The 24,351-nt window shown below is 66.9% G+C and carries 24 protein-coding genes; 12 read left to right on the top strand and 12 right to left on the bottom strand.

Annotation, left to right across the window (positions count from 1 at the left end; translation table 11 throughout):
- Positions 1 to 74 precede the first annotated feature (74 nt).
- From ACWIGM_RS11945 to ACWIGM_RS11935, 3 genes are all read right to left on the bottom strand, one after another.
- Positions 75 to 1,211: an ABC transporter substrate-binding protein gene (locus tag ACWIGM_RS11945; RefSeq protein WP_454026151.1), complete on the bottom strand. Its 1,137-nt coding sequence runs from the start codon at positions 1,209 to 1,211 to the stop codon at positions 75 to 77.
- A 66-nt stretch (positions 1,212 to 1,277) separates the two neighbouring features.
- Positions 1,278 to 2,162, bottom strand: a complete 885-nt coding sequence (locus tag ACWIGM_RS11940; RefSeq protein WP_454026150.1) for a shikimate dehydrogenase — start codon at positions 2,160 to 2,162, stop codon at positions 1,278 to 1,280.
- 97 nt (positions 2,163 to 2,259) lie between these two features.
- Positions 2,260 to 3,192: a LysR family transcriptional regulator gene (locus ACWIGM_RS11935; RefSeq protein ID WP_454026149.1), complete on the bottom strand. Its 933-nt coding sequence runs from the start codon at positions 3,190 to 3,192 to the stop codon at positions 2,260 to 2,262.
- A gap of 153 nt (positions 3,193 to 3,345) precedes the next feature.
- Here ACWIGM_RS11935 and ACWIGM_RS11930 point away from each other — a divergent pair, with 153 nt between their 5' ends.
- Together ACWIGM_RS11930 and ACWIGM_RS11925 are read left to right on the top strand one after the other, a co-directional pair.
- Positions 3,346 to 3,801, top strand: coding sequence for a hypothetical protein (locus ACWIGM_RS11930; protein WP_454026148.1), 456 nt, complete (start codon positions 3,346 to 3,348; stop codon positions 3,799 to 3,801).
- Between the two features lie 12 nt (positions 3,802 to 3,813).
- Positions 3,814 to 5,046, top strand: a complete 1,233-nt coding sequence (locus ACWIGM_RS11925) for an HlyD family secretion protein (RefSeq protein WP_454026147.1) — start codon at positions 3,814 to 3,816, stop codon at positions 5,044 to 5,046.
- On the opposite strand, the gene ACWIGM_RS11920 is transcribed toward ACWIGM_RS11925, so the two are convergent.
- The 4 genes from ACWIGM_RS11920 to ACWIGM_RS11905 form a co-directional block, all read right to left on the bottom strand.
- Positions 5,033 to 5,317, bottom strand: a complete 285-nt coding sequence (locus tag ACWIGM_RS11920) for a hypothetical protein (RefSeq protein ID WP_454026146.1) — start codon at positions 5,315 to 5,317, stop codon at positions 5,033 to 5,035. The two genes, ACWIGM_RS11925 and ACWIGM_RS11920, sit on opposite strands and share 14 nt — an antisense overlap.
- 53 nt (positions 5,318 to 5,370) lie before the next feature.
- The gene (locus ACWIGM_RS11915) at positions 5,371 to 6,966 is read right to left on the bottom strand and encodes a bifunctional aspartate transaminase/aspartate 4-decarboxylase (protein ID WP_454026145.1); all 1,596 of its coding nucleotides are present in this window, start codon (positions 6,964 to 6,966) and stop codon (positions 5,371 to 5,373) included.
- Between the two features lie 17 nt (positions 6,967 to 6,983).
- Positions 6,984 to 8,669, bottom strand: a complete 1,686-nt coding sequence (gene aspT, locus ACWIGM_RS11910) for an aspartate-alanine antiporter (protein WP_454026144.1) — start codon at positions 8,667 to 8,669, stop codon at positions 6,984 to 6,986.
- 213 nt (positions 8,670 to 8,882) lie between these two features.
- Complete coding sequence (locus ACWIGM_RS11905) at positions 8,883 to 9,569, bottom strand: GntR family transcriptional regulator (protein ID WP_454026143.1); 687 nt, start codon at positions 9,567 to 9,569, stop codon at positions 8,883 to 8,885.
- 242 nt (positions 9,570 to 9,811) lie between these two features.
- Here ACWIGM_RS11905 and ACWIGM_RS11900 point away from each other — a divergent pair, with 242 nt between their 5' ends.
- The 6 genes from ACWIGM_RS11900 to ACWIGM_RS11875 all read left to right on the top strand — a co-directional run bounded on the left by ACWIGM_RS11900 (position 9,812) and on the right by ACWIGM_RS11875 (position 15,599).
- Positions 9,812 to 10,846: a 4-hydroxythreonine-4-phosphate dehydrogenase PdxA gene (locus tag ACWIGM_RS11900; protein ID WP_454026142.1), complete on the top strand. Its 1,035-nt coding sequence runs from the start codon at positions 9,812 to 9,814 to the stop codon at positions 10,844 to 10,846.
- Between the two features lie 70 nt (positions 10,847 to 10,916).
- A complete protein-coding gene (locus tag ACWIGM_RS11895) occupies positions 10,917 to 11,912 on the top strand; it encodes a tripartite tricarboxylate transporter substrate binding protein (RefSeq protein ID WP_454026141.1) in 996 nt (331 codons plus the stop codon).
- Positions 11,913 to 12,004: 92 nt separating this feature from the next.
- Complete coding sequence (locus tag ACWIGM_RS11890) at positions 12,005 to 12,493, top strand: tripartite tricarboxylate transporter TctB family protein (RefSeq protein WP_454026140.1); 489 nt, start codon at positions 12,005 to 12,007, stop codon at positions 12,491 to 12,493.
- A 21-nt stretch (positions 12,494 to 12,514) separates the two neighbouring features.
- Positions 12,515 to 14,032: a tripartite tricarboxylate transporter permease gene (locus tag ACWIGM_RS11885; RefSeq protein ID WP_454026139.1), complete on the top strand. Its 1,518-nt coding sequence runs from the start codon at positions 12,515 to 12,517 to the stop codon at positions 14,030 to 14,032.
- Between the two features lie 75 nt (positions 14,033 to 14,107).
- Positions 14,108 to 14,641 carry an O-acetyl-ADP-ribose deacetylase gene (locus ACWIGM_RS11880; RefSeq protein WP_454026138.1) on the top strand — a complete coding sequence of 178 codons (534 nt, stop codon included), beginning with the start codon at positions 14,108 to 14,110 and terminating at the stop codon, positions 14,639 to 14,641.
- A gap of 40 nt (positions 14,642 to 14,681) precedes the next feature.
- Positions 14,682 to 15,599, top strand: coding sequence for a dihydrodipicolinate synthase family protein (locus ACWIGM_RS11875; protein WP_454026137.1), 918 nt, complete (start codon positions 14,682 to 14,684; stop codon positions 15,597 to 15,599).
- Positions 15,600 to 15,643: 44 nt separating this feature from the next.
- Here ACWIGM_RS11875 and ACWIGM_RS11870 read toward each other — a convergent pair whose 3' ends face one another.
- Positions 15,644 to 15,778, bottom strand: coding sequence for a hypothetical protein (locus ACWIGM_RS11870; protein WP_436096089.1), 135 nt, complete (start codon positions 15,776 to 15,778; stop codon positions 15,644 to 15,646).
- Positions 15,779 to 15,847: 69 nt separating this feature from the next.
- Positions 15,848 to 16,201, bottom strand: a complete 354-nt coding sequence (locus tag ACWIGM_RS11865) for a VOC family protein (RefSeq protein WP_454026136.1) — start codon at positions 16,199 to 16,201, stop codon at positions 15,848 to 15,850.
- Between the two features lie 182 nt (positions 16,202 to 16,383).
- On the opposite strand from ACWIGM_RS11865, the gene ACWIGM_RS11860 reads away from it, so the two are divergent.
- The gene (locus ACWIGM_RS11860) at positions 16,384 to 17,619 is read left to right on the top strand and encodes an MFS transporter (protein ID WP_454026135.1); all 1,236 of its coding nucleotides are present in this window, start codon (positions 16,384 to 16,386) and stop codon (positions 17,617 to 17,619) included.
- Between the two features lie 87 nt (positions 17,620 to 17,706).
- Positions 17,707 to 18,693 (top strand): acrylyl-CoA reductase (NADPH), encoded by a 987-nt coding sequence (gene acuI / locus ACWIGM_RS11855; protein ID WP_454026134.1) that lies wholly within the window; start codon positions 17,707 to 17,709, stop codon positions 18,691 to 18,693.
- 3 nt (positions 18,694 to 18,696) lie between these two features.
- On the opposite strand, the gene ACWIGM_RS11850 is transcribed toward acuI, so the two are convergent.
- Positions 18,697 to 19,605 (bottom strand): LysR family transcriptional regulator, encoded by a 909-nt coding sequence (locus tag ACWIGM_RS11850; RefSeq protein ID WP_454026133.1) that lies wholly within the window; start codon positions 19,603 to 19,605, stop codon positions 18,697 to 18,699.
- Positions 19,606 to 19,686: 81 nt separating this feature from the next.
- On the bottom strand, positions 19,687 to 20,664 hold the full coding sequence (locus ACWIGM_RS11845) for an L-threonylcarbamoyladenylate synthase (RefSeq protein WP_454026132.1): 978 nt from the start codon (positions 20,662 to 20,664) through the stop codon (positions 19,687 to 19,689).
- A gap of 166 nt (positions 20,665 to 20,830) precedes the next feature.
- Between ACWIGM_RS11845 and ACWIGM_RS11840 the strand changes: the two genes are divergently transcribed.
- The gene (locus tag ACWIGM_RS11840) at positions 20,831 to 22,606 is read left to right on the top strand and encodes an acyl-CoA dehydrogenase (RefSeq protein WP_454026131.1); all 1,776 of its coding nucleotides are present in this window, start codon (positions 20,831 to 20,833) and stop codon (positions 22,604 to 22,606) included.
- Between the two features lie 23 nt (positions 22,607 to 22,629).
- Here ACWIGM_RS11840 and ACWIGM_RS11835 read toward each other — a convergent pair whose 3' ends face one another.
- Positions 22,630 to 23,418, bottom strand: coding sequence for a class I SAM-dependent methyltransferase (locus ACWIGM_RS11835; RefSeq protein ID WP_454026130.1), 789 nt, complete (start codon positions 23,416 to 23,418; stop codon positions 22,630 to 22,632).
- A gap of 68 nt (positions 23,419 to 23,486) precedes the next feature.
- Here ACWIGM_RS11835 and ACWIGM_RS11830 point away from each other — a divergent pair, with 68 nt between their 5' ends.
- Positions 23,487 to 24,344 (top strand): SDR family NAD(P)-dependent oxidoreductase, encoded by an 858-nt coding sequence (locus ACWIGM_RS11830; protein WP_454026129.1) that lies wholly within the window; start codon positions 23,487 to 23,489, stop codon positions 24,342 to 24,344.
- Positions 24,345 to 24,351 lie beyond the last annotated feature (7 nt).

Here is a 24,351-nt window from a genome sequence, read left to right as displayed (position 1 = left end):
GGGCTTGCCCCGACCATCTCTGGATAGTGAGATTCTCGGGCCGCGCGCCGCGCCACCCGAGAATGACGCGCCTGTTACGGGTTGATCTTCGGCAGCGTCGCCGTGATCACCTGCTTGCCGTCCTTGACCTCGGCGAGGAAGCTCTCGCGGTCGAGGTCGCCGTTCTTCTCGATCGTGGTCTCGATCAGGATGCCCGGCTCTTCTGCGGTCTTGATCGTCGCGCCGCGCAACGTGTCGGCGACGCCCTTCTTGTCGAACTTCTTCTGCTTCTCGGTCGCCCATTTGACCATGTAGACGGCCATGTAGCCCTTCAGGCCGTTATGGTCGGAGGCGTAATTGTACTTGGCCTGGAACTTCTTGCCGAACTCCTGGAAGGCCGGGATCGGCGCGTCGATCGACAGGCCGACATGGCCCTTGACGCCATTGGCGGCATCGCCCGCGAGCTCGATCACCTTGGCGCCGAGCAGGGTGGTCTCGCCGACCATCGGCTTGGTGATGCCCTGCTGCTTGGCGGCGCGCAGGAAGCGGGCGCTCTCCTCCTCGTTCAGATAGACGAAGATCGCGTCGGCATTCGAGTTCTTGACCTTGATCGCGTCGGCGGCGAAATCGGCCTGGCCCTGCTCGGTTGCGACGTCGGTGGCGAGCTTGATGCCGGCCTTCTCGAGCTCCGGGATGATCGCGTCGCGGCCGCCCTTGCCGAAGTCGTTGTTGACCCAGACCACGGCGACCGAGCCGGCCTTGACCGTGTCCTTCAGATATTTCGCGATCTTCGGCATCGCCGCGCTCTGGCTGAGCGAGGTGCGGAACAGGTACTGGTTGCCTTGCTTGGTCAGGCCTGCCGCCTCGCCGCCGACGAGCTGGGCGATCTCGGCGCGCTGGGCGATCTGCATGGAGGCGCCGATCGGGCCGGAGAAAACCGGGCCAAGCACGGCATAGGTGCCCTCGTCGATGGCGCGCTGGACCGCGGCGCGGGTGTTACCCGGATTGGTCTGCGTGTCGTAGTGGACGATCTCGATCTGCTTGCCGAGAATGCCGCCCTTGGCGTTGATGTCGGCGACGGCGAGGTCGATGCCGTTCTTCCAGTTGGTGCCGGCGGTCGCGCCCGCGCCCGAGAGCTCGACGACGTCGACCAGCTTGACCTTGTCCTGCGCCAGGGCCGGCAGGCTGACGGCCATGCCGAGCGCGGCGGCGATGATCCAGTGCTTCTTCATGCTCGTTTCCTCCACTCGTCCTTCACGTTTCTTGATCCCCGCCCGGTGCTGTCCGGGTCGTCTTGCTCAGGCGGCGCGATCGGCTTTCTCGCGCGCCGCGATCACCGCGTCGAAGGCCGCGCCGATCACTGCTTCCGAGGCGTCCAGCCCGGTGAACAGCCGGAAGGCGTCGACGCCCTGGTGGATGGCGAGCTCTCGCCCGGTCATCACCGTTGCGCCGGCCTTCTGCGCCGCTTTCAGCAACGGTGTCCAGAGCGGGTGATAGACCGCGTCCGCGACCCATTGCGACGCCTGGATCGCGCCAGTGTCGATCGGGATTCCGCGGTTCGGCAACATCCCGATCGGCGTGCCGTTGACGATGCCGGCGGCACCCTCGGCGGCGGCTTCGGCGCTGTCAGCGAGAACGGTCTCCGCACGCGTGCCAAGAGCTGCAGCGAGCGCCTCGGCCTTGTTTTGGTCGGTGTCGTAGAGCCTGAGCCGGCTGACGCCGCTGCCGGCGAGTGCGAAGGCGATCGCCTTGCCGACACCGCCCGCGCCGATGATCGCGACCGGCTTGTCGCCATCCTGGCGGCCGAGCCGGCGATAGGCGGTGGCGAAGCCCGAGGCGTCGGTATTGTGGCCTATCAGCCTGCCATGGTCGACGACGACGGTGTTGACCGCGCCCATCGCAGCGGCCTGCTCGGACAGCCCGTCGAGCAGCGGCACGACCGCTTCCTTGTAGGGGAAGGTGACGTTGATGCCGGAGAAGCCGAGCCGGCGCACGCCGTCGAGCATCGCGACAAGGTCGTCGCGCTCGGCGCCTGCGACCTCGATCAGATGATAATGCGCCTCGATGCCGGCCGCCCGTGCCGCAGCCTCCTGCGCAGCCGGCGTCGCCGAATGCGCGATCGGCGAGCCGATCAGCCCGAGCAGCACCCGCTTGCTCTTCCTGGCGGTGACGATGGTCGACATTCCATTCCCTTCGGCGCCCGTCTCGGCAGGCTTCATCGGTGGCTTCGACATAAACCGATTTGAACCGCTAACGCGATAACCAATTTGTCGTGAATGCCTAACCTGATGTTATCTTTCCGGAGGAGACGGCAAGCCGTGATCCGACGACCGCATTCATTTCCTCGCGCAGCAGCCTGACAAAGGTCTCGGCATAGAGCGAGGGCGCCTTGTCGTTCTTCATCGCGACATAGGTCTGGAAGCGGGTCGGCTCCTCGATCGGGATGGTGACGATGCCCTGCATCGAGTCGTGCGCGACGGTGAACTGATCGATGATCGCGATGCCGAGCCCGGCCCTGACCAGCGAGCAGACCGTGGTGCCGAAACGCGCCTTGATCGCCATGTCGTAACGCAGTCGCTGGTGCTCGAAGATCTCGCTCATGATCCGCCCATACGGGTCGTTCGGATCGATGCCGATGAGCTGATGCTGGACGATCTCGCGGGCGGAGATGCTGCTGCGGCCGGCGAGCGCGTGGCCTTGCGGGACGATGCAGAGCAGTTCGCCCATGGCGAGCGGCATGAAATCCAGGCCCGGGTGATCGAGCTTGTAGCTCATCGCCACGATCTCGCCCTTGCCGAGCAGGAGGTAGTCGAGCGCCTCCTCGATCTTCAGGATGTTGATGTCGATGCGCAGGTCGGGATGCTTGCGCCGTAGGCGCTCGATCGCGCGCGGCACCATGACATGGCAGATGCTCGGCACCGAGCCGAGCTTGAACTCGACATCGCCGCCGCGCTCGATCCGCGCCAGCATCGAGTGCAGGTCGTCGACCTTGCGATAGACGCCGTTGATCTGCTCGAAGATGTCCTTGGCTTCCGGCGTCGGCACGTAGCGGCCGTGCTTGCGCTCGAACAGCTTGAGCCGGAGCGTCCGCTCGGTGTGCTTCATCAGCCGGCTGATGCCGGGCGCCGAGACGTTGAGCAGCTTCGCGGCACCGGCGATCGTGCCGGTGATCATGATCGCCCGGATCACCTCGATCTGGCGCAGGGTGAGCATGGATGGCGTTTCCTCGCCGGCTTCTTGCAGGCAGCGGAAGCGAGCGCCGCCGGCCTGTCAAGACGATACGCATTGCCCGTTGGGGCTGATTGACTTCGGCGCGCTTTTGCCCGTCACTTGACCTTAGGTCGTCGATCGCTCCGGGGGATGGATATGGCGGACCAGGCTCACCCGGCGGCGCCGCATCATCTGCCGTCGTTCATCACCGATCCGGGCGGCACGGATTACCTGATGGTGGCTGCGGCGATCATTCTGCTCGCGGCCGTGCTCGGTGTCGGCCTGCTCTTCCTGCGCCTGCACACCTTGCCGGAGCGCATGGCGCACAAGTCTCACAAGCTGCAATTCGAGATCGTCGCGGTGCTCGGGCTGCTCGCCTTGTTCACGCATGTGCATATGTTCTGGGTGATCGGCCTGCTGCTCGCTCTGATCGACGTTCCCGACTTCACGGGCATGTTCAGCCGCATGGCCGGCTCGCTCGAGAAGATCGCCGGCATCGCGCCCGGCCGCGGCGGCGACGCGGCGTCCGACGTGGAGCATGGCATCGCCCCGCCGGAGGGCGGGTCGTCGACTCCGCCGGTCGTGGCCGCTGCGCCGGCCGGCCAGCATTGACGGGAGAAGGCGATGCTCGAGCTTCTTGTCTGCGCGCTCTTCACCATCTTCCCCGATTACATCTACCGCCGCTACGGCCAGGGCAAACGGCTGGGCAAGGAGATCACACTCTATTCGGTCTGGTTCGAATTGCGCTGGGGCATCGTCACCTGCGTGATGCTGACGGTCGGGCTGATCACGGTGATCTTCTACAACCACCCCTCGACGACCAGCGCCACGGTGTTCTTCCGCAGCGTCCCGATCATATCGGAGACGAACGGCCGGGTCGCGCAGGTGCATGTCGGCACGAGTGGCAAGGTGGCGCAGGGCGCGCCGATCTTCACGCTCGACAGCACCAGCCAGCGGGCGGCGGTCGAGACGGCGCGACGCAAGCTCGCGGAGGTCGAGGCCGAACTGGTGGTCGCGAAGGCCGATATCCTGACCTTCGACGGCAAGATCCAGGAAGCCAAGAGCTCGCTGCAGCAAGCAATCGACGAACTGCAGACCAAGCGCGAATTGAGGCGGCGCAACGACGACATCGTCGCGACCCGCGAAATCGAGAAGCTCGAGAACCTCACCGCGGGGCGCGAGGCGGCGCTTGCAGCGACGGGGGCGTCGCAGGTGGCGGCCCAGACGAAGATCTCGACCCTGCTTCCGGCCGAGCGCGCCAGCGCCGAGGCCGCGCTGGCGCAGGCCGAGGTCGAGCTGAGCAAGACCGTGGTGCGGGCCGGCTTCAACGGACATGTCGAGCAGTTCACGCTGCGCCCCGGTGACATCGTCAACCCGTTCATGCGTCCGGCTGGCGTGATCATCCCGGAGGAGGCGGGCCGTGGCCGGCTTCAGGCCGGCTTCGGCCAGATCGAGGCGCAGGTCATCAAGGTCGGGATGGTTGCCGAGGTCACCTGCATCTCGAAGCCCTGGACGGTGATCCCGATGGTCGTGACCGGCGTGCAGGACTTCATTGCCGCTGGCCAGGTCCGCAGTGGCGACCAGTTGATCGACGCTCAGCAGGTGGTACGGCCTGGAACGATCCTGACCTATATGGAGCCGCTCTATCCGGGCGGGCTCGACGGCGTGACGCCGGGCTCAAGCTGCATCGCCAACGCCTACAGCAACAACCACGACATCATCGCCGCCAAGGACACCGGCACGCTGCGCCGGATCGCCCTGCATGCGGTGGACGCGGTCGGGCTGGTGCACGCGATTCTGCTGCGGATCCAGGCGCTCGTGCTGCCAATCCAGACGCTGGTGTTCAGCGGCCACTGAGGGTGGCCGGCCGCTTCCTCGGCTCGCGCCCGGGCTGCTCTTGCTGCCGGGCCGCCGTACCCATCTCGCGGAACGCATCGACGTTCGCCGCGCCGCTGCGCATGGCGGTATCCATGCGGCCGTCATGCATCATGCCGTAATTCTCGAGCTGGGAATCATGGATGCAGCCATCCATCCGGTTGCAGGCAGCCGCGGGCCCGGCCGGCAGGCTTGCAGACAAGACGATGATGGCCGCGGCGGCGAGCGCGCCGGCGGTGATCCGCGGGATCATCGGCGTTCTCCATGGTCGTCGGGCGGGGCGTAGGCGAGACGCTGCGGAGCGCCTCACTTGCGGCCCTTCTTCTTGTATTGGGTGTAGAATTGGTCGGCCATGCTGCGCAGCGCCCGGCCGATATTGGCGTATTCGTACTCGTTGAGGTTGGCGAGCGAGGCGCGGCCTGCTGGTTGCTTGGTGCCGAAGCCGCGCCCCGGCAGCAGCACGATCCCGGTTTCGTCGGCGATGCGGAACAGGAAGTCGCCGGCGGCCGAACGGTCGAGGACCCATTTGGCGAAGTCGTCGCCATAGAGCTTGCGCGCGATCTCCTCGAGATCGAGCAGGGTGTAGTAGTCGACGGCGTTCGGGTCCGTATCCTGCTCGATGCCGAGCTCGCGGTAGAGCGCAGCTTCACGCCGACGGATCAGCTTCTTCAGCTCGGCCTTGTAGCTGTCGCTCTCGTCCATCAGCGCGAACAGCGAGAACAGCACCATCTGGATCTGCTGCGGGGTCGAAAGGCCGGCGGTGTGGTTGAGCGCCACCGCCCGGCTGTCGGCGACGATCCGGTCGATGAAGCGCAGCGACCGCACATCCGGCAGGAGCGAGCCATAGCGGTGGTCGAGGCTCTTCTTGGCCTTTTCGGGCAGGGCGTCGAGCGCGCTGTCGAAGACGTTCTGCTTGTGCGTGGCGATCACGCCGAGGCGCCAGCCGGTCGCCCCGAAATACTTCGAGAACGAGTAGACCAGCATGGTGTTCTGCGGGCAGGTCGCGAACAGCGAGCGGAACTCGTCGGCGAAGGTGCCATAGACGTCGTCGGTCAGGATGAACAGGTCCGGCCGGTGCTCCCTGACGATCGCGGCGACGCGGTCGAGGCTGCGGTCGTCCATCTTGACCGAGGGTGGGTTGCTTGGGTTGACGCAGAAGAAGATCTTGACCGCCGGATCCTTGAGCTTGTCGAGCTCCTCGTCTGGGAATTGCCAGCCGCGCGCCGGATCGGCGTTGATCGCGACTTCGACGAGTCCGTATTCGTCGAGCTCGGGGATCTCGATATAGGGCGTGAACACCGGCAGGCCGATCGCGACTTTGTCGCCGCGCTTCAACAGGCCGTTCTGCTTCAGCGTGTTGAAGATATAGGCCATCGCCGCCGTGCCGCCCTCGGTGGCGAAGAGGTCGATGCTGCCGGCCGGCAGGAAGCCGCCGATCATCTCCTTGACGATGTACTGCTTGACGATCTCCTCGCTGATCCTGAGCATCCGAGGCGGCACGGGGTAGTTGCTGCCGAGGATGCCCTCGACCATCTCGTGCAGGAAGTCGGAAGGGGGCAGACCGAGCTGGTCGCGGACATAGCTCAGGGCCCGGCCGAGGAAGACGACGCCCGGCTGGTCGCGGTGCTCGGCGGTGAAGCGCTCGAACCGTCCTTCGATGCCCTCGATCTTCGGCAGCCCGCCGACGCCGTTCTCCATATAGGAATAGGACAGCTCGGCCTCGGCCACGGCGAAGAGGCCGAGGCGGAAGAAGGCGCGGCGGGGCAGGGTGGCCAGGAAATTGGGATTGCCCCGGCCGGCATTGAGCATCAGCCGATTCGCCTTGCCGGAGGCCAGCTTGATCAGCTCGTCCTTGAGCTCGAACGGGCTGAGCTTGGCGTATTTCGAGTAGTCGGTGGCCATGGCAAACTCCGATCGATTCAGGCGAAGGCGACGACGAGCGGTCCGAGCAGGGTCAGGAAGACGTTGGCGAGGGCGTAGGTGATGGCGAAGGGCGTGGTCGGGATCGAGTTCCCGGCCTTGTCGAGAATCTCGCCGAAGGCCGGGTTGGCGCTGCGCGAGCCCGACAGCGCGCCGGCGAAGACGGCGGTGTTGTCGTAGCGCAGGACATAGCGGCCGAAGATCATGGTGATCAGCAGCGGCAGCAGCGTCACCACCACGCCGATCAGGAAGATCGACAGACCCTTGTCGGCGATCGTGCTGACCGCCTGCAGGCCTGATTGCAGGCCGACCACCGCGACGAAACCGGCGAGGCCGAGATCGCGCAGCAGCGTTGAGGCCGCGGTCGGCATGTTGCCGAGCGTCATGTTGCGGCTGCGATACCAGCCGAAGGCCAGGCCCGAGAGCAGCGCGCCGCCGCCGCTGCCCAGGGTCAGCGGGATATCGCCGATCCGGACCACTGCGAGGCCGATCAGCAGGCCGACGACCAGGCCGAAGCCGTGGAAGACGAAATCGGTCTTGTCACTCGGAATGATGACGGTGCCGACCTGCCGCGCCACGCGCTGCACGTCCTCGGCCGTACCGTAGAGCGTGGCGACGTCGCCCGGCTCGATCACCGTCGCGCCTTCGAGCGGCAACGCGGTGCCGGCCCGCTTGACCGCGATCACATAGACGCCGTGGCGCAGATCCGCGGCGGTCGAGCTGCGAATCTCGGCGATGGTGCGCTTGACGAAGGCAGGCGCGGTGACCGCGACGTCGCGGGTGACGACGACCACGTCCATGCCTTCCGAGGATTCGAGCTCCGGGCCGAGCTGCTGCGACAGGCCGACCACGCCCGAACGGCGCCCGACCAGGAGGACGATGTCACCGGCTTCGAGCTTGAGCGACGGTTCCGCTCCGATCAGCGCGCCGCCGCGCTTGATGCGCTCGATGCTGATCGGCTGGGCGCTGGCGCCTTCGATCTCGGCGACGCTGCGGCCGGCCGCGGTCTCGATGCGATAGATCCGCCCGACGAGATCGGGCGCGGCCGCGTGCTCGCCGACACCATAGCTGCGCGACCCGGCCAGGAGCTCGGCCTCGGCCTTGATCGCGTCGTCACGGATGCTCCGGCGCATGAACCAGGGCAGGATGTTGACGCAGACGATGATCGCGCCGAACGAGCCGAAAATGTAGGTGACGGCGTAGCCGATCGCGACATTGGCCTGCAGGCGCTGGGTCTCGTCGGCCGCGAGGCCGAGCTTGCCGATCGCGGCGCCGGCGGTGCCGATGATGGCCGACTGGGTCAGGCCGCCGGCGGCGATCCCCGCCGCGAGGCCCTTGTCGAGGCCGAAGGCGCGTGCGAGCACGATGACGGTGAGGAGCCCGCTCACCGCCAGCACGGATGCCATGGCGATCTCGCGCAGTGACTGGCGCCCGAGCGAGCGGAAGAATTGCGGGCCGCTCTCATAGCCGACCGCGTAGATGAACAGGGCGAACAGGACGGATTTGATGCCGTTGTCGATGGAGACACCGACCTGGCTGATGATCACTGCAGCAAGAAGCGAACCGGCGACGCCGCCGAGCTGGAACTTGCCGAACTGGAATTTGCCGACCCAGTAGCCGATGGCGAGAGACAGAAATAATGCGATTTCGGGCGACTGGGCGAACAGGGCGTGCAGCCAGGACATAAGCGCTCCATCGACATCGAAGTCTGCGGAAACCAAGGTCGTCTGCTGTGCTGTTATTGACTTAAATTATAACCGTTCTGATTGAATATATACATGGTAAGCAACTATCGCGGGCGCTGTCCAGCGCGTTCATCCTCTGACTGAACGCGCCATTATGTCAGGCGCGATGGCTGCGCCCGTCGATATGCCTTGCGTTTTGAAAGCGCGCTGGACTCAGAGCACGTCGCGTACGCGCACCAGCGTCGAGTCCATGTGCTTGCCGATGATCACGGCGAGCGCGTCGCCGTCGCGCTTCAGCAGCGCCTCGATCATCTCCTCATGCTCGGCCACGGCACCGGCCCATTTTTCCGGACCTTCATTGCCGACGAAACGCAGGCGCTTGATCCTGGCCTGGAGCGTGCCATGCATCTCGACCAGCACGCCGTTTCCCGAGCCGGCGACGATCGCGCTGTGGATCGCCTGGTTGAGCTTGAAGTAGTCGAGCCGGTTGCGGGTCCGGTAAAGCTCCATCATCTCGTCGTGCAGAGCCTTGATCGCCGCGATGGTCTCGTCGCTGGCTTCAGCGCAGGTCATCCGGCCGCCGAGCTGTTCCAGCGTCTTCAGCACTTCGAGGATCTGCAGCAGGTCCTGCGCCGAGAACTTGCGGACGATCGCGCCCTTGGCCGGCTGGATCTCGACAAGGCCTTCGCTCGCCAGCGTCTTGATCGCCTCGCGCAAGGGGGTGCGCGAGACTCCGAGCTGCGCGCCGACAGCGCCTTCATTGATGCGCTGACCGGGTGCGAGCCTGCCCTCGATGATCATGTCGCGCAGTCGTTCGAGCACCTCTTCGTGCAGGGTGCGCCGCGTGATGCGCGGATAGACGTCCTGCGCCTCGCTCGACATGCCGGCCTCGTTCGTCATCGCGGCTCTCCTTTGTATCTGTACGGCATGGCGCTTTCGCGCTGTCAACGCGACCGGGGTTGCTGTGACGCGCCCCTCCTGACCGGACGCGGCCTCGCCTGTGGACAGGTGAAGCCGCCGCCGGACTCGCGGCAGAGTAGTGCAGGAATGTTATGCTGCATACAGCATACTTGCCTTCTCATTGCTGCCCATGATAGGCCGAAAGCCAAGCAACCGGTCGCGGCCGGCCTCGGGAGGACGAGATGGATATCAAGGCGCAGGCTTCCTTACCGGTGATCGCGGTCGCGATGGGCGATCCCTCCGGCATCAGCCCCGAACTCACCGCCCGCATCCTGGTCGAGCCCGATCTACGCAGTGCTGCCCGCTACATCGTCTTCGGCGATTTGCGCCTGTTCCAGCTCGGCGCCGACGACGCCGGCCTGACCCCCGATCTCCATGTCGTCGGCGAGGGCGATGCCCTGCCTGCCGACGCCGGCAAGCCGGTCTTCGTCGATCTCAAGAACCACGATCCGGCTGACCTCCGGCGCGGCACGGCGACGCTCGCCGGCGGCAAGGCCGCGACCGACAATTTCCGCCGCGCGCTGCGTCTCGCCGCCGCCGGCAAGGCCGATGCGGTGTTCTTCACGCCCTTCAACAAGGCGGCGATGCGCTTCGCCTATCCGGGCTATGACGATGAGATCCGCTTCGTCCGCGACGCGATCGCGTTCGAAGGGCCGGCCAGCGAGTTCAACGTGCTGGAGAAGCTCTGGAACGCGCGTGTCACCTCGCACATCCCTCTTTCCGAGGTGGCGCAGAACATCACCCAGGAGCGCATCCTGCGGGCGCTCAACCTCGCTGACCGGAACCTGCGCGCCGCCGGCTTCAACCCGCCGCGCATCGCTGTGGCGGGCATCAATCCCCACGCTGGCGATGGCGGCAATTTCGGCCGCGACGAGATCGAGACGATCGAGCCGGCGGTGAAGGCGGCGAAGGCCAAGGGCTATGCGGTCGAGGGACCGTTCCCGTCCGACACGGTCTTCCTGCGCGCCAAGAACGGCGATTTCGACGCGGTGCTGACCATGTATCACGACCAGGGTCAGATCGCGATGAAGCTGATGGGCTTCGACCGTGGCGTCACCCTGATCGGCGGCTTCCCGTTCCCGATCTGCACGCCGGCGCATGGCACCGCCTACGAGATCGCCGGCAAGGGCATCGCCAATCTCGGTGCCACCCGCGCGGCGCTCTCGCTCGCGATCAAGATGGCGAGCGAAGGCAAGGCGGCGCGCAAGGCCGCCTGAAAATCACGTCCCGGCGAAGCGGCCGCGAAGAGCCGCGCCCCATTTCAACAATCATCCAGGGAGAAACAGCATGAAACGTTTGTGCATTGCGGCCGGCTTTGCCGTCGCTTCCGTCATTGCCGCGGTGGTACCGGCCGCAGCCTGGCAGCCGACCAAGCCGATCGAGTTCGTCGTGACCTCGGGCCCCGGCGGCGGCACCGATAATTTCGCCCGTATCGTCCAGTCGATCATCACCAAGCACAAGCTGATCGAGCAGCCCGTCGTCGTGCTCAACAAGGGCGGCGGCAGCGGCGCCGAAGGCTACATCTATGGCAAGGGCGCCAAGGGTGATGCCCACAAGGTCGTCTTCGGCACCAACAACGCCTATCTGCTGCCCTATGTCGCCAAGCTCGGCTACAAGCTCTCCGACCTGACGCCGGTCTCGGCGCTGGCGCTCGACGAATTCCTGATCTGGGTGAAGGGCGATGCGCCCTATGCCGACGCCAAGGCCTATGTCGAGGCGGCGAAAGCCAAGCCCGGCAGCCTGAAGATGGCCGGCAGCCAATCCAAGGACACCGACCAGACCCTGACCGCGATGATCCAGGAGGCGACCGGCGCCAAGTGGATCTACGTGCCCTTCCAGGGCGGCGGCGCAGCTGCGACCCAGCTCGCCGGTGGCCATGTCGATTCCAACACCAACAACCCGAACGAGAACATCGGCCAGTGGAAGGCCGGCCAGGTGAAGCCGCTCTGCGTCTTCTCGCCGGTGCGCCTCGCCAAGAGCGATCCGGTCCATGACGGCAAGGGCTGGGGCGACATCCCGACCTGCAAGGAGGCCGGCCTGCCGCTCGAAGCCTTCCAGATGCCGCGCACCGTCTGGCTCCCGGCCGAGGTGCCCGCGGACGCCGTCGCCTTCTACGCCGACGTGATGGAAAAGGTCAGCAAGACGCCGGAATGGGCCGAGTTCATCGCCCGCACCGCGCAGACCGCCCGCTTCATGAAGGGCAAGGAATTCACCGACTTCGTCGCCAAGGACGAGGCGGCCAACGCCAAGGTCTTCAAGAACGAAGGCTGGGTCGTGAACTGACCCGAACGGGTCGACATCGGATCATCCCGGGGCGGGCGCGGCTCGTCCGGGATGATCGTTCAGAACAGCGTTTGCATTCGGGAGGAGCGCCGATGATCAGCCGTTTTCAGGCCGAGATCGCGACAGCGCTGGCGACGCTCGCCTTCGGCCTCGTCATCGTCAACGGCGCCCGCGAGTTCGGCATCGGTTGGGATTCCTCCGGCCCGCAGCCCGGCGCCTTCCCGTTCTATTGCGGCCTGCTGATCGCGCTCGCCAGCGCGGGCACGATCGCGACGACGATCGGTCGGAGGATGGGCGGCTCAACGACGCTCGCCGGCATTGTCCTCGACAGGGAGCAGGGCAAGCGCGTGCTGTCCTTCTTCCTGCCGATGCTCGCCTTCGTCATCCTGACCGTCACGCTCGGCATGTATGTCGCGATGCTGCTCTATCTCGTTTTCGCGATGCGCTTCCAGGGCCGTTATGGCTGGTTGCCCTCGCTCGCGACGGCCTTCGGCACCGCCGCCTTCTTCTATCTCGGCCTCGAGAAATTCGCCCAGGTCGGCCTGCTCAAGGGGCCGGTCGAGGCGATGCTCGGCCTCTGAACAGCGAGCCGGACAGTTTCCATGGAAAACTTCGCCTCGCTCCTCCACGGTTTCCAGATCGCGCTGACCACTCATCACATCGCGCTGATGTTCGCCGGCGTACTGCTCGGCATCCTGGTCGGCGTGCTGCCTGGCCTGGGAGCGCCCAACGGCGTCTCGCTGATGCTGCCGCTGACCTTCTCGATGGACCCGGTCTCGGCGATCATCCTCCTGACCTCGCTCTATTGGGGCGCGCTCTTCGGCGGCTCGACCACCTCGATCCTGTTCAACATCCCGGGCGAGCCCTCCTCGGTCGCCACGACCTTCGACGGCCATCCGATGGCCAAGCAGGGCAGGGCGACCGAAGCGCTCTCCTTCGCCTTCCTCTCGGCCGGCATCGGCGCCATGGCCGGCGTCATCCTGATCACGCTGCTCTCGGGCTGGGTCGCTCGCTTTGCGCTGAAATTCTCCTCGCCGGAGTATTTCGCGGTCTACTTCATGACCTTCGCCAGCTTCGTCGGCCTCGGCGGCGCCTCGCCGCTGAAGACGATCGTCTCGATGGCGATGGGCTTCGCCTTCGCCTCGATCGGCATGGACTCCGTCTCGGGCAATGTCCGCCTGACCTATGAGTTCGACGTGCTGCTCGCCGGCGTCAGCTTCCTGATCGCGGTGATCGGCCTGTTCGGCCTCGGCGAGCTCTTGCAGACGATGGAGGAGGGCCTGCGCTTTGATGGGGTCAAGGCCAAGGTCAGCCCGCGCGACGTGCTCGCCACAGCGCTGAAGCTGCCGCGCTACTGGCTGGCGCTGCTGCGCTCCAGCATCATCGGCATCTGGATGGGCATCACCCCGGGCGGCCCGACAGCGGCGTCCTTCATGAGCTACGCCATGGCCAAGCGCTCCTCGCGCAATCCGGAGAAGTTCGGCAAGGGCGAGCCCGAGGGCGTGATCTCGCCCGAGACCGCCGACCACGCTGCCGGCTCCTCGGCTATGCTGCCGATGCTGGCGCTCGGCATCCCTGGCTCGGCAACCGCCGCGGTGATGATGGGCGGGCTGATGATCTGGGGCCTCAATCCGGGCCCGATGCTCTTCGTCGAACGGCCTGACTTCGTCTGGGGCCTGATCGCCTCGATGTATCTCGGCAATGTCGTCGCGGTTATCGTCGTGCTCGCGACCGTCCCGCTCTTCGCCTCGATCCTGCGCATCCCGTTCTCGATCATCGGGCCGGTGATCGTCGTGGTCTGCTTCATCGGCGCCTACACCGTCGGCAACAAGCAGTTCGACATCTGGCTGGCGCTGGCCTTCGGCATCGTCGGCTATCTCTTCAAGAAACTCGACTACCCGATCGCGCCGCTGGTGCTGGCCATGGTCATCGGCGACAAGGCGGAGGACGCCTTCCGCCAGTCGATGATCTTCAGCCAGGGCTCGCTCTCGATCTTCTGGTCGAACCTGCTGGTGGCAAGCCTGATGGCGATCGGCCTCGCGCTGCTGCTCTTCCCGCTGATCGGCTCGACAAGGCGCGGCATCCGCAAGCTTGTGACCGCGCGCGCAGCCAAGGCCTGAGCCAGACGCACTGCCGGAGCGCGGATGTCGACGTTATGGTGAGCCGTCCAGAACCGAGCCGAGGGCGGAACGCCGATGACAGACTCGAGACTGCGCGCCATCCAGGCCGACATCACGACGCTTCCCGTCGACGCCATCGTCAACGCGGCCAACAACGCGTTGCTGGGCGGGGGCGGCGTCGACGGCGCGATCCATCGCGCGGCGGGGCCGGAGCTCCTGCAGGAATGCCGCAAGCTCGGCGGTTGCCAGACCGGCGACGCCAAGCTGACGCAAGGCTATCGCCTGCCGGCGCGCTTCGTCATCCACACGGTCGGGCCGGTCTGGCAGGGCGGCGGGCAGAGCGAAGCGGAACTGCTCGCCTCCTGCTATCGCCGCTCCCTCGCGGTCGCTGCCGGAGCGGGCATCCGCACCATCGCCTTCCCGAGCATCAGCACCGGCGTCTACGGCTATCCGGTTGCGCCTGCGGCGAAGATCGCCGTGGCGACGGTCGCTGCCGCCCTGAAGAACGGGGCCGCTTTCGACGCGATCATTCTCTGCTGCTTCTCGCCCGAGGACCTCGCCATCTACCAGCGCGAGCTCGCCGAGGCCGGCCATCCGCAGGCGCAGTAGCTCCTACTCTCTTTCAGCCACGAACAGCCGAGGCCACGCCATGACCGAACCCTACAAGGGCATCATCCCGATCGCGCCGACGATCTTCCATGAGAACGGCGACGTCGACCATGACGGCAATCGCCGGGTCATGGACCTGATGGTCGACCAGGGCGTCGACGGCATCTGCATCCTCGCCAATTTCTCCGAGCAGTTCCTCCTGACCGACGCCGAGCGCGACGAGGTCATGCGGCTCTCGATCGAGCAGGTCGCCGGCCGGGTGCCGGTCTGCGTCACCACCTCGCATTTCTCGACCCGCATCGCCGCGCAGCGCGCCAAGGCGGCGGCCGATGCCGGCGCCAAGATGCTGATGATGATGCCGCCCTATCACGGCGCGCTGCTCAAGGCCGACGAGCAGGGCATGATCGAGCACTTCAAGGTCGTCGCCGATGCCTGCGGCATCCCGATCATCCTGCAGGACGCGCCGCTCTCGGGCGTGACCATGACCGTGCCCTTCATGGTCAGGCTCAACAAGGAGGTACCACTCGTCCGCTATTTCAAGATCGAGGTACCGGGCACGGCGGGCAAGCTGCGCTCGCTGATCGAAGCCGGCGGCGATGCCATCGTCGGACCCTTCGACGGCGAGGAGGCGATCACGCTGATGGCCGATCTGGACGCCGGCGCCACCGGCACGATGACCTCGGCGATGATCCCCGATTTGATCAAGCCGATCCTCGCCGCCCATGCCGCGGGCGACCGCAAGCAGGCGGCGGCGCTCTATGCCCGCGCGCTGCCGATCATCAACTACGAGAACCGCCAATGCGGCCTGCGCTCGGCCAAGGCGGTGATGAAGGCGGGCGGGGTGATCAAGTCGGACGCCGTCCGCCATCCGCTGACGCCGCTGCATCCGCAGACGCGCGAAGGCCTGCTCGAGCTCGCGCGCGAACTCGATCCGCTGGCCCTGCGCTGGGGCAAGTAGCCCAGCTGCTCTTGCTGCCCGCCGTCAAAAGCGGGCAGTGACCGTCAATAGGCGCCGATGCCGCCGGATGGCGGCGGCATGTTGCCTCTGCGATCTTTGGTGATGAACTCCGGCGTCACCAGAAGCATCCGGGACAGCCAGGAAGAGTAGGCGGACAGCAACTCAATGACGGCACGCATAAGACGCCTCCACGATTGCGGAGACGATCCTAGCATGAAAACCTGCCGTTTGCCGGCGAATTCTTTGGGTCAGGCCTTCGTCCAGACCGCCAGCTCGTAGCCGTCGGGGTCGGCGAAATGGAAGCGCCGGCCGCCGGGGAAATCATAGGCCGGTTTGACGATCCGGCCGCCGGCCGCCTCGATGCTCTTCTGCACGGCCGCGAGATCATCAGCATAGAGGATCACCAGCGGGCCGCCGGGCCGCACCGTGCCGATCGTGGTGAAGCCGCCCTCCAGCCTGCCGTCGGCGAAGGCGCAGTATTCCGGGCCGTAATCCGTCATCGTCCAGCCGAAGGCCCTCTCGTAGAAGGCGCGCGCTTTGGCGATGTCGGCGACGACGAATTCGACATAGTCGATGCGGCGGTCATTGCTCGATACGGTCATGGCCTAGGTCCTCGCGATCGGTCTGCCGGTTTCTTATGACGCATGGACGCGGCCAGCCTGTGGCGGGAGTGGAGGTGCATCCCCATGCAATCCTGTGATGCGCAACGTAACGAAATCGCGTTGGTATGCTTAGCCTGCACGCCCTATCGTGCAGACACACGTTTCCTGCTCCGGAGCCCGTCATGACCGCCACCACCAAGCGCGGCTACGCGCCGGAGATCATCGTTGCCGCCGGCTGCCTGATCGCGCTGATCAGCTTCGGCCCGCGCGCCAGCGCCGGCCTGTTCCAGATCCCGATGACATCCGAGTTCGGCTGGGGCCGCGACACGTTCAGCCTGGCGCTGGCGATCCAGAACCTGCTCTGGGGTCTTGGTGCACCTTTCGCCGGCGCGATCGCCGACCGCTTCGGCATGGTGCGGGTGCTCTGCGCCGGCGCGCTGCTCTATGCTGCCGGTCTGGTGACGATGGCCTATGCCGGAACGCCGCTGCAGCTTCATCTCGGCGCCGGCGTGCTGATCGGCTTCGGCCTCTCGGCCTGCTCCTTCAACCTGATCCTCGCCGCCTTCGGCAAACTCCTGCCCGAGCAATGGCGCCCGCTCGCCTTCGGCGCCGGGACGGCGGCCGGCTCCTTCGGCCAGTTCCTGTTCCCGCCGATCGGCAACATCCTGATCGAGACGCTGGGCTGGCAGCAGGCGCTGATCGTCTTCGCCTTCACCTTGCTGCCGGTGCTGCCCCTCTCGGTGGCGCTGGCAATGCGAGGCGCGAAGCAGCCTGCGGCTGCGCCCGGCGCTGTCGCCGCCCCCAATCAGAGCATCGCGCAGGCGTTGGCGGAGGCCTTCAAGCACCGTTCCTATGTCCTGCTGGTGCTGGGGTTCTTCACCTGCGGCTTCCAGCTCGCCTTCATCACCGTGCACATGCCGGCCTATCTCAAGGACACCGGAATGCCGGCCTGGGTCGGCGGCTGGACGCTGGCGGCGATCGGTCTCGCCAATGCCGTCGGTTCGCTCGGCTCCGGCTGGCTGACGGCGCGCATGCCCAAGCGCCATCTGCTCGCCTGGATCTATCTCGGCCGCGCCGTCGCCATCGCCGCCTTCATCATGTTACCGCCGAGCCCGGTGACCGCGATCGCCTTCGGCATCGTCATCGGCGTGTTCTGGCTCTCGACCGTGCCGCCGACCTCGGCGCTGGTCATGCTGATGTTCGGCACCAAATACATGGCGATGCTCTATGGCTTCGCTTTCTTTTCGCATCAGGTCGGCGGCTTCCTCGGCGTCTTGCTCGGCGGCATCCTCTATGAGCAGTTCGGCTCCTACACCATCGTCTGGTGGCTCTCGGTCGCACTCGGTGTCGCCTCGGCGCTGATCAATCTGCCGATCGTCGAAAAGCCAGTGGCGCGCACCGTGCCGCAGCCGGCCTGACCAAAGATGCACGGTCGCCGCGCTTGCGGGCGGCGGCCGGGCGGGTCACTCCTAGGGAAAGTTCGATAGTTTCCCGGGAGTGAGTTCATGTCGACCTTCAAGGCCCTCATCGCCAGCAAGGGCGAAGCCGGCACCAGCGTCGCCTTTGGCGAGTTCGCCGAGGCGGACCTGATGGAAGGCGACGTCACCGTCCGCGTCACACATTCGACGCTGAACTATAAGGACGGCCTCGCCATCACTGGCCGCGCCCCGGTCGTGCGGCGCTGGCCGATGATCCCCGGTATCGATTTCGCCGGCCGGGTCGAGACTTCCGAACATCCCGAGTTCAAGCCCGGCGATCTCGTCACCCTCAATGGCTGGGGCACAGGTGAGACGCATCTCGGCGCCTATGCCCAGAAGAGCCGGGTCAAGGGCGACTGGCTGGTGCCGCTGCCCGAGGGCATGACACCGGCGGAGGCGATGGCGATCGGCACTGCCGGCTACACTGCCATGCTCAGCCTGCTCGCGCTCGAGCGCCATGGCGTGAAGCCCGCCGACGGCCCCGTCGTCGTCACTGGCGCTGCCGGCGGCGTCGGCTCGGTTGCGACCGCGCTGCTTGCCAAGGCCGGCTGGCATGTCATCGCCTCGACCGGCCGGCCGGAGGAGGCAGATTATTTGAAGGGCCTCGGCGCCGCCGAGATCATCGATCGGAACGAACTCTCCGCTCCAGGCCGCCCGCTCGGCAAGGAGCGCTGGATCGCCGGCGTCGACGCAGTCGGCTCGCACACGCTCGCCAATGTCCTGTCGATGACCAAGTATGGCGGTGCCGTCGCCGCCTGCGGCCTGGCGCAGGGCATGGACCTGCCGGCCTCGGTCGCGCCCTTCATCCTGCGCGGCGTCGCGCTGCTCGGTATCGATTCGGTGATGTGCCCAAAGCCGCGCCGGCTCGAAGCCTGGGCCCGTCTTGCCCACGATCTCGACCGCGACAAGCTTGCGGTGATCACCACGACGATCCCGCTCGAGGATGTTGTCGAGACCGGCCGCGCTCTGCTCGACGGCAAGGTGCGCGGCCGGGTCGTCGTCGAGATCGGCTGAGGATCAGCCGGCGCCTTCGAGTTGGCCCTTCCGCTTTGCCAGTTCGCCGCCGACGAAATCCATGAAGGCGCGCACCCGCGGCGCGTGCCTGATATCGGGATGGGTCAGGATCCACAGGCCGGTGGAGAAATCCGGATCCGGTGGCAGCAGCCTGACCAGCCCAGGGCGCTGGTCGGCGATGAAGCAGGGCAGGGGGCCGATGCCGATGCCCTGCTCGACCGCCTCCGTCAGCCCGAGCACGGCCGAGGAGCGCAGCGCGATCCGGTCTGCCGGGACATGGTCACGGACATAGCGGGCCGCCTTGACGTAGCCGAGCGGGTCGCCGAGCGCGACCCAGTCACGTCGGAACAGCAGCTTCGGCTCGTGCGCCTCGGCCTCCGTCGCCGGTGCGTCGGCGCGGGCATAGACGGCCCAGTTCAGATTGGCGAGGCGGCGGCCGACCAGCGTCTCGCCCGGTGAATCGCTGGCGCGGATGGCGACGTCGGCATCGCGGCGCGAGAGGTTGAGCGTCTGGCTCGCCATGACGACGTCGAGCCGGATCAGCGGATGCGCCGCCCGGAAAGCTGCGAAGATCGGCAGCAGCACATGCAGATAGAGCGTGTCGGTGGTGGTGACCCGCAGATCGCCTGACGGCGCGAGGTCGCGCCCCGCCAGCCGGCGTCCGAAGGCGGTGACGTCGTCGTCGATGCGCGAGGCGAGGGTGGTCATCTCCTCGCCGGCCGAGGTCGCGACATAGCCGGTCTTGCGCCGTTCGAAGAGGGCGTGACCGAGCTGCTCCTCGATCTGCCCGAGCCGGCGGAACACGGTCGAATGGTTGACGCCGAGCGCAGCGGCCGCGCCGGTCAGCCCGCCGGCATCGGCGATCGCCTTGATCAGGCGGAAATCATCCCAGGCGAGCTTCGACGTCGACAACGCGCATTCTCCGGCAACGCTGCGCGCAGCATTGCCAGATCTTGCGGAATTGCAAGCGGGTGCAGGCGGTGCGGCCGGATCTCAGCGCGGAGCGGCGGCGCGGCGGAGCCGGTCGTTGATCGCTTCGCCGAGACCCTGCATCGGGATCGGTGCCACCGCGATGGTCGCCGGGCGCTGGTCGTCGAGCCGGCGCATCGCAGCGAAGAGATTGGCGGCCGCCTCGGTCAGGTCGCCGGTTGGGCTGAGGTTGAAGGCGAGCGCGGATAGGGCGCCGCCATTCGCTTCCGGACCGAAGCCGAGCCAGGCCTCGCCGGGACGCGGCGCCTCTGCGTCGAGCCTGACGGCGGCGCGCGGCGCGTAGTGCGAGGCGAGCAGCCCGGGAGCGATCGGCGCTGCGCCGCCCTCCTCGACGATGACGAGCGCCTGCCCGATCGCCGCTTCCAACGCGGCGCGCGGCACGCCGCCCGGACGCAGCAGACGCGGGGCACCGCCGAGGCAGGCGACGATGCTGGATTCGAGCCCGACCGCGGTCGGCCCGGCGTCGAGCACGGCGTCGATGCGGCCGTCGAGATCGGCGAGCACATGCTCGGCTTGCGTCGGGCTGACCCGCCCGGAGCGATTGGCCGAGGGCGCGGCGATCGGCCGACCGGCTGCCTGCAGCACGGCGTGTGCGACAGGATGAGAGGGGACACGCAGCGCCACGCTGCCGAGCCCGGCGCGGGCGAGGCTGCAGATCGTACAGGCGCTGGAGGCCGGCACGACCAGCGTCAACGGACCCGGCCAGAATGCCCTCGCCAGCGCCAGCGCCGGAGCGTCGAATAGGCCCTGGCGCCGCGCCGCATCGACATCCGGTAGATGCGAGATCAGCGGGTTGAAGCTCGGGCGCTCCTTGGCCGCATAGATCGAGGCGACGGCGCGATCGTCGCTGGCATCGGCGGCGAGGCCGTAGACGGTCTCGGTCGGCAGCGCGACCAGCTTGCCGGCGCGCAGCAGCTCCGTCGCGGCGGCGATGCCAGCCTCGTCGGCGGAAAGGCGCTGGGTCTGGCGAGATGCTGTCACGGCCGCTCTTGAAAGTTCATATGTAAACTATAACAATGCCGGGATGGCATGTGCGAGAACGCGCCGGCTGGCGCGTGGGCAAGCGCATAGTTCGCGGCTAGCATCGCCGTCAACGCAACGAGACGAATGCCCCGACATGCTTCGCGGGCGCCGAGGGAGGTAAGCGATGTCGTACCGTGCTCCGGTCGAGGATATCCTGGCGACGATGCGCCATGTCGCCGGGCTCGATGCCCTGATCAGCGAGGGGCTCGCACCGGAACTCGCCGACGGCGTCACCGAGGCCGTGCTCGAGGAAGCCGCGAAGTTCGCCAGCGATGTTCTCGCTCCCCTGAATATCGTGGGTGATCGGCACGGCTCCAAGCTCAAGGACGGCACCGTCATCACGCCGCCGGGCTGGAAGGAAGCCTATCACGCCTGGGCTAAAGGAGGCTGGAATGCGCTGCCAGGGCCGGAAGCCTATGGCGGGCAGGCTCTGCCGACCCTGGTGCAGTCGGCTTGCACGGAGATGTGGAACTCGGCCGCCTTCGCCTTCGCGCTCGGCCCGCTGCTGACGGTCGGCGCGATCGAGGCGCTGCATGCCCATGGCTCCGACTATCTGAAGGAGACCTATCTCGCCAAGCTCGTCTCGGGCGAGTGGATGGGCACGATGAACCTGACCGAGCCGCAGGCGGGCTCGGACCTCAACGCGCTGCGCTCCAAGGCCGAGCGCGCCGGCGACGGCACCTATCGTATCAGTGGCCAGAAGATCTTCATCACCTATGGCGAGCACGAGATGACGGACAATATCGTCCATCTCGTCCTCGCCCGCCTGCCCGACGCACCTCCCGGCACGCGAGGCATCTCGCTCTTCCTCGTGCCGAAATACCTTGTCAATGCCGACGGCTCGCTCGGTGCGCGCAACGACGTCCGCTGCACCGGCGTCGAGCACAAGCTCGGCATCCACGCCTCGCCGACCTGCGCGATGAGCTATGGCGACGAGGGCGGTGCGATCGGCTGGCTGATCGGCGAGGAGAACCGTGGCCTCGCCTGCATGTTCACGATGATGAACAATGCCCGCCTCAACGTCGCGGTACAGGGTGTCGCCATCGCCGAGCGCGCCTATCAGCAGGCGCTGTCCTTCGCACAGGAACGCAAGCAGGGCACCGCGCTCGATGCGCCGAAGGGCGCGCCGATGAGCCCGATCATCGTCCATCCCGACATCCGCCGCATGCTGATGGAGATGCGCGCCAAGACGCAGGCCGCGCGCACGCTCTCGCTGCTTCTCGCCTCCTTGCTCGACCGCTCGCATCGCGAGCCCGACGAGGCCAAGCGCAAGGCGGCTGCCGAGCGGGCGGCGATCATCACGCCCATCGCCAAGGCCTATGCCACCGATATCGGCGTCGAGGTCGCCTCCACCGGCGTCCAGATCCATGGCGGCATGGGCTATGTCGAGGAGACCGGCGCGGCCCAGCATCTGCGCGATGCCCGGATCGCGACGATCTATGAGGGCACCAACGGCATCCAGGCGATCGACCTCGTGCTGCGCAAGCTGCCGCTCTCCAATGGCGATGCGGTCAAGGCGCTGATCGGCGAGATGCGCGGCGTCGTTGCGCAGGTGCGCGAGGCCAACACACCCGGTTTCGGCCATAGCGCGGCGCGGCTCGGCGCTGCCGTCGACTCGCTCGAGCGCGCCACCGAATGGATGCTGGCGACGATGGGCATCGACCAGGCGAGCGCGCTCGCGGGCGCGACGCCCTATCTCAAGCTGTTCGCACTCGCCCAGGGCGGCACGGGCCTCGCCAAGAAGGCGCTGGCAATGCAGGGCGAGGACCAGGGCGCCGCGGCGCTCGCCACCGCCCGCTTCTACGCCGAGCACCATGTCGGTGAGGCCACCGCGCTGGAACTCGCGGTGACCGAGGGCGCCGGCGCCGTCGAGGGTTCGGCTGTGGTCTTCGCGGCGTGACGCCGCTCGCCGCTCCGGACGTGTCAGACTGGCTTGCGCACGCGCATGTGCAGGAAAAGCGGCGCGACATAGGTGTCGGCGAGATAGGGCACGGCCTTGGCCGTCTCTGCATCCACGCCCGGCTCGTGCATATGCTCGATCCGGAAGCCGGTGGCGACCAGCAGGTTGATCCAGTCGCTCAGCGTGCGGTGGAAGCGCGGCACCCGGAATGGCTCGACCTTGGCCTTCTCCTCGTCGGGCGCCGCGCCGAAGCGCCAGCTCTCGATCTCGCCATCGCTGACGCGGAAATACTCGCGCACCTCGATTCCGAGGACGTTGCCGGTTTCATCCCGCATCACCTTGCGGCCAGGCGTGGCGAAGCAGGGATGCAGGATCGAGAACTGCAGGAAGCCGCTCGGCTTCAGCACCCGCTTGGCCTCGGCGAGCACGCGATCCTGATGCGGCATGTCCATCAGCGACATGAAGGCGGTGGCGAAATCGAAGGAGGCATCGGCGAAGGGCAGGGCCATGCCATCGGCGATGCGATAGGTGATCCCGAGCGGGTTTGCGGCCTCGGCCTCCTGCGCATGACGGATGAAGGTCGGGGCGATGTCGATCGCGGTGACGCTTGCACCCGCTTCGGCGAGCTTGCGCGAGTTCGAGCCTTCGCCGCAGCCAATGTCGAGGCCGGTCAGGCCGGCGATGTCGGGCAGGTTCGCGAAGAAGACTGGGGTGTTCTGGGCGTCCCGGTAGAGATCGTAGCCGGCCCGCGCATGCCGGGTCCAGGTTTCGGCATTGGCCTCCCAGCAGGCCGCGACTTCCCTCGCTTCCATGATCGTCCTCGCCGTTCGGGGGAGGGGGCTTCTAGCGGAGCCGCTCGCATTGCGCCAGCGGTATCGCCATGACCGGTGACAGCCAGTTGAAGCCGCTCGCCGGCAAGGTCTGCCTCGTCGCCGGCGCCTCGCGTGGGCTCGGGCGCGGCATTGCCCGGGCGCTCGGCCAGGCTGGCGCCACCGTGATCGTCACCGGTCGCTCCAGCGAGGCGGGGCCGCGCACCGACCAGCGCTCGGAGACCTTCGAGGACACCGCCCGCGAGGTCGAGGCGGCCGGCGGGCGCGGCGAGCCCTATCGCTGCGACCATACCAATGAGCGCGAGGTCGACCAGCTCGTCGCTTGGTCGCTGCGCCGCTTCGGCCGGCTCGATTGCGTCGTCGACGCGGTCTGGGGCGGCAATGAGGGCTATGACGGCGAGCGCTATCCGGACGGTTCGGCCTTCGGCGCGCCGTTCTGGCGCCGCCCGGTGGCGCGGCTCGGTGAGAGCTTCGAGAGTGGCGTCTATGCGCAATTGCTGCTGGCGCGCGCGGTCGCTCCTGCGATGGTGCAGATGCGGCAGGGGCTGATCGTCACGGTGAGCTTCGACACCACCGGCGGCTATCTCGGCGACGTCTTCTACGACCTTGCCAAGGCGGCGATGAACCGGCTGACGCTGGCGATGGGGCAGGAGCTGAAGCCCTATGGCGTTACCGCGCTGGCCTTGTCCCCAGGTCATGTCCTGACCGAGCGGGTGCGCGACGCCGGCATGGCCGATGAGACCACCGAGACGCCGCTCTATGCCGGCCGTGCAGTCGCTGCGCTCGCCGCCGATCCGGACGTCGCCCGCCATGCCGGCCAGGTGTTGCACGTCGCCGATCTGGCGCGCGCCTATGGCTTCACCGATGCGGACGGCAGCCAGCCGGACCGGTTCAGCTTGCAGACTTAACGAGGGA

Source organism: Allobosea sp. NPDC055332, assembly GCF_053645455.1.
This window is presented reverse-complemented; position numbering and strand designations above follow the sequence as displayed.

Excerpts from the sequence above, each read along its gene's own strand:
- ACWIGM_RS11890 (WP_454026140.1), top strand. The coding sequence starts at position 12,005 with ATGATCAGCCGTTTTCAGGCCGAGATCGCGACAGCGCTGGCGACGCTC.
- ACWIGM_RS11840 (WP_454026131.1), top strand. The coding sequence starts at position 20,831 with ATGTCGTACCGTGCTCCGGTCGAGGATATCCTGGCGACGATGCGCCAT.
- ACWIGM_RS11945 (WP_454026151.1), bottom strand. The coding sequence starts at position 1,211 with ATGAAGAAGCACTGGATCATCGCCGCCGCGCTCGGCATGGCCGTCAGC.
- ACWIGM_RS11920 (WP_454026146.1), bottom strand. The coding sequence starts at position 5,317 with ATGATCCCGCGGATCACCGCCGGCGCGCTCGCCGCCGCGGCCATCATC.
- ACWIGM_RS11880 (WP_454026138.1), top strand. The coding sequence starts at position 14,108 with ATGACAGACTCGAGACTGCGCGCCATCCAGGCCGACATCACGACGCTT.
- ACWIGM_RS11940 (WP_454026150.1), bottom strand. The coding sequence starts at position 2,162 with ATGTCGACCATCGTCACCGCCAGGAAGAGCAAGCGGGTGCTGCTCGGG.
- ACWIGM_RS11930 (WP_454026148.1), top strand. The coding sequence starts at position 3,346 with ATGGCGGACCAGGCTCACCCGGCGGCGCCGCATCATCTGCCGTCGTTC.
- ACWIGM_RS11925 (WP_454026147.1), top strand. The coding sequence starts at position 3,814 with ATGCTCGAGCTTCTTGTCTGCGCGCTCTTCACCATCTTCCCCGATTAC.
- ACWIGM_RS11935 (WP_454026149.1), bottom strand. The coding sequence starts at position 3,192 with ATGCTCACCCTGCGCCAGATCGAGGTGATCCGGGCGATCATGATCACC.
- ACWIGM_RS11915 (WP_454026145.1), bottom strand. The coding sequence starts at position 6,966 with ATGGCCACCGACTACTCGAAATACGCCAAGCTCAGCCCGTTCGAGCTC.
- acuI (WP_454026134.1), top strand. The coding sequence starts at position 17,707 with ATGTCGACCTTCAAGGCCCTCATCGCCAGCAAGGGCGAAGCCGGCACC.
- ACWIGM_RS11875 (WP_454026137.1), top strand. The coding sequence starts at position 14,682 with ATGACCGAACCCTACAAGGGCATCATCCCGATCGCGCCGACGATCTTC.
- aspT (WP_454026144.1), bottom strand. The coding sequence starts at position 8,669 with ATGTCCTGGCTGCACGCCCTGTTCGCCCAGTCGCCCGAAATCGCATTA.
- ACWIGM_RS11895 (WP_454026141.1), top strand. The coding sequence starts at position 10,917 with ATGAAACGTTTGTGCATTGCGGCCGGCTTTGCCGTCGCTTCCGTCATT.
- ACWIGM_RS11870 (WP_436096089.1), bottom strand. The coding sequence starts at position 15,778 with ATGCGTGCCGTCATTGAGTTGCTGTCCGCCTACTCTTCCTGGCTGTCC.
- ACWIGM_RS11885 (WP_454026139.1), top strand. The coding sequence starts at position 12,515 with ATGGAAAACTTCGCCTCGCTCCTCCACGGTTTCCAGATCGCGCTGACC.
- ACWIGM_RS11830 (WP_454026129.1), top strand. The coding sequence starts at position 23,487 with ATGACCGGTGACAGCCAGTTGAAGCCGCTCGCCGGCAAGGTCTGCCTC.
- ACWIGM_RS11860 (WP_454026135.1), top strand. The coding sequence starts at position 16,384 with ATGACCGCCACCACCAAGCGCGGCTACGCGCCGGAGATCATCGTTGCC.
- ACWIGM_RS11905 (WP_454026143.1), bottom strand. The coding sequence starts at position 9,569 with ATGACGAACGAGGCCGGCATGTCGAGCGAGGCGCAGGACGTCTATCCG.
- ACWIGM_RS11900 (WP_454026142.1), top strand. The coding sequence starts at position 9,812 with ATGGATATCAAGGCGCAGGCTTCCTTACCGGTGATCGCGGTCGCGATG.
- ACWIGM_RS11835 (WP_454026130.1), bottom strand. The coding sequence starts at position 23,418 with ATGGAAGCGAGGGAAGTCGCGGCCTGCTGGGAGGCCAATGCCGAAACC.
- ACWIGM_RS11865 (WP_454026136.1), bottom strand. The coding sequence starts at position 16,201 with ATGACCGTATCGAGCAATGACCGCCGCATCGACTATGTCGAATTCGTC.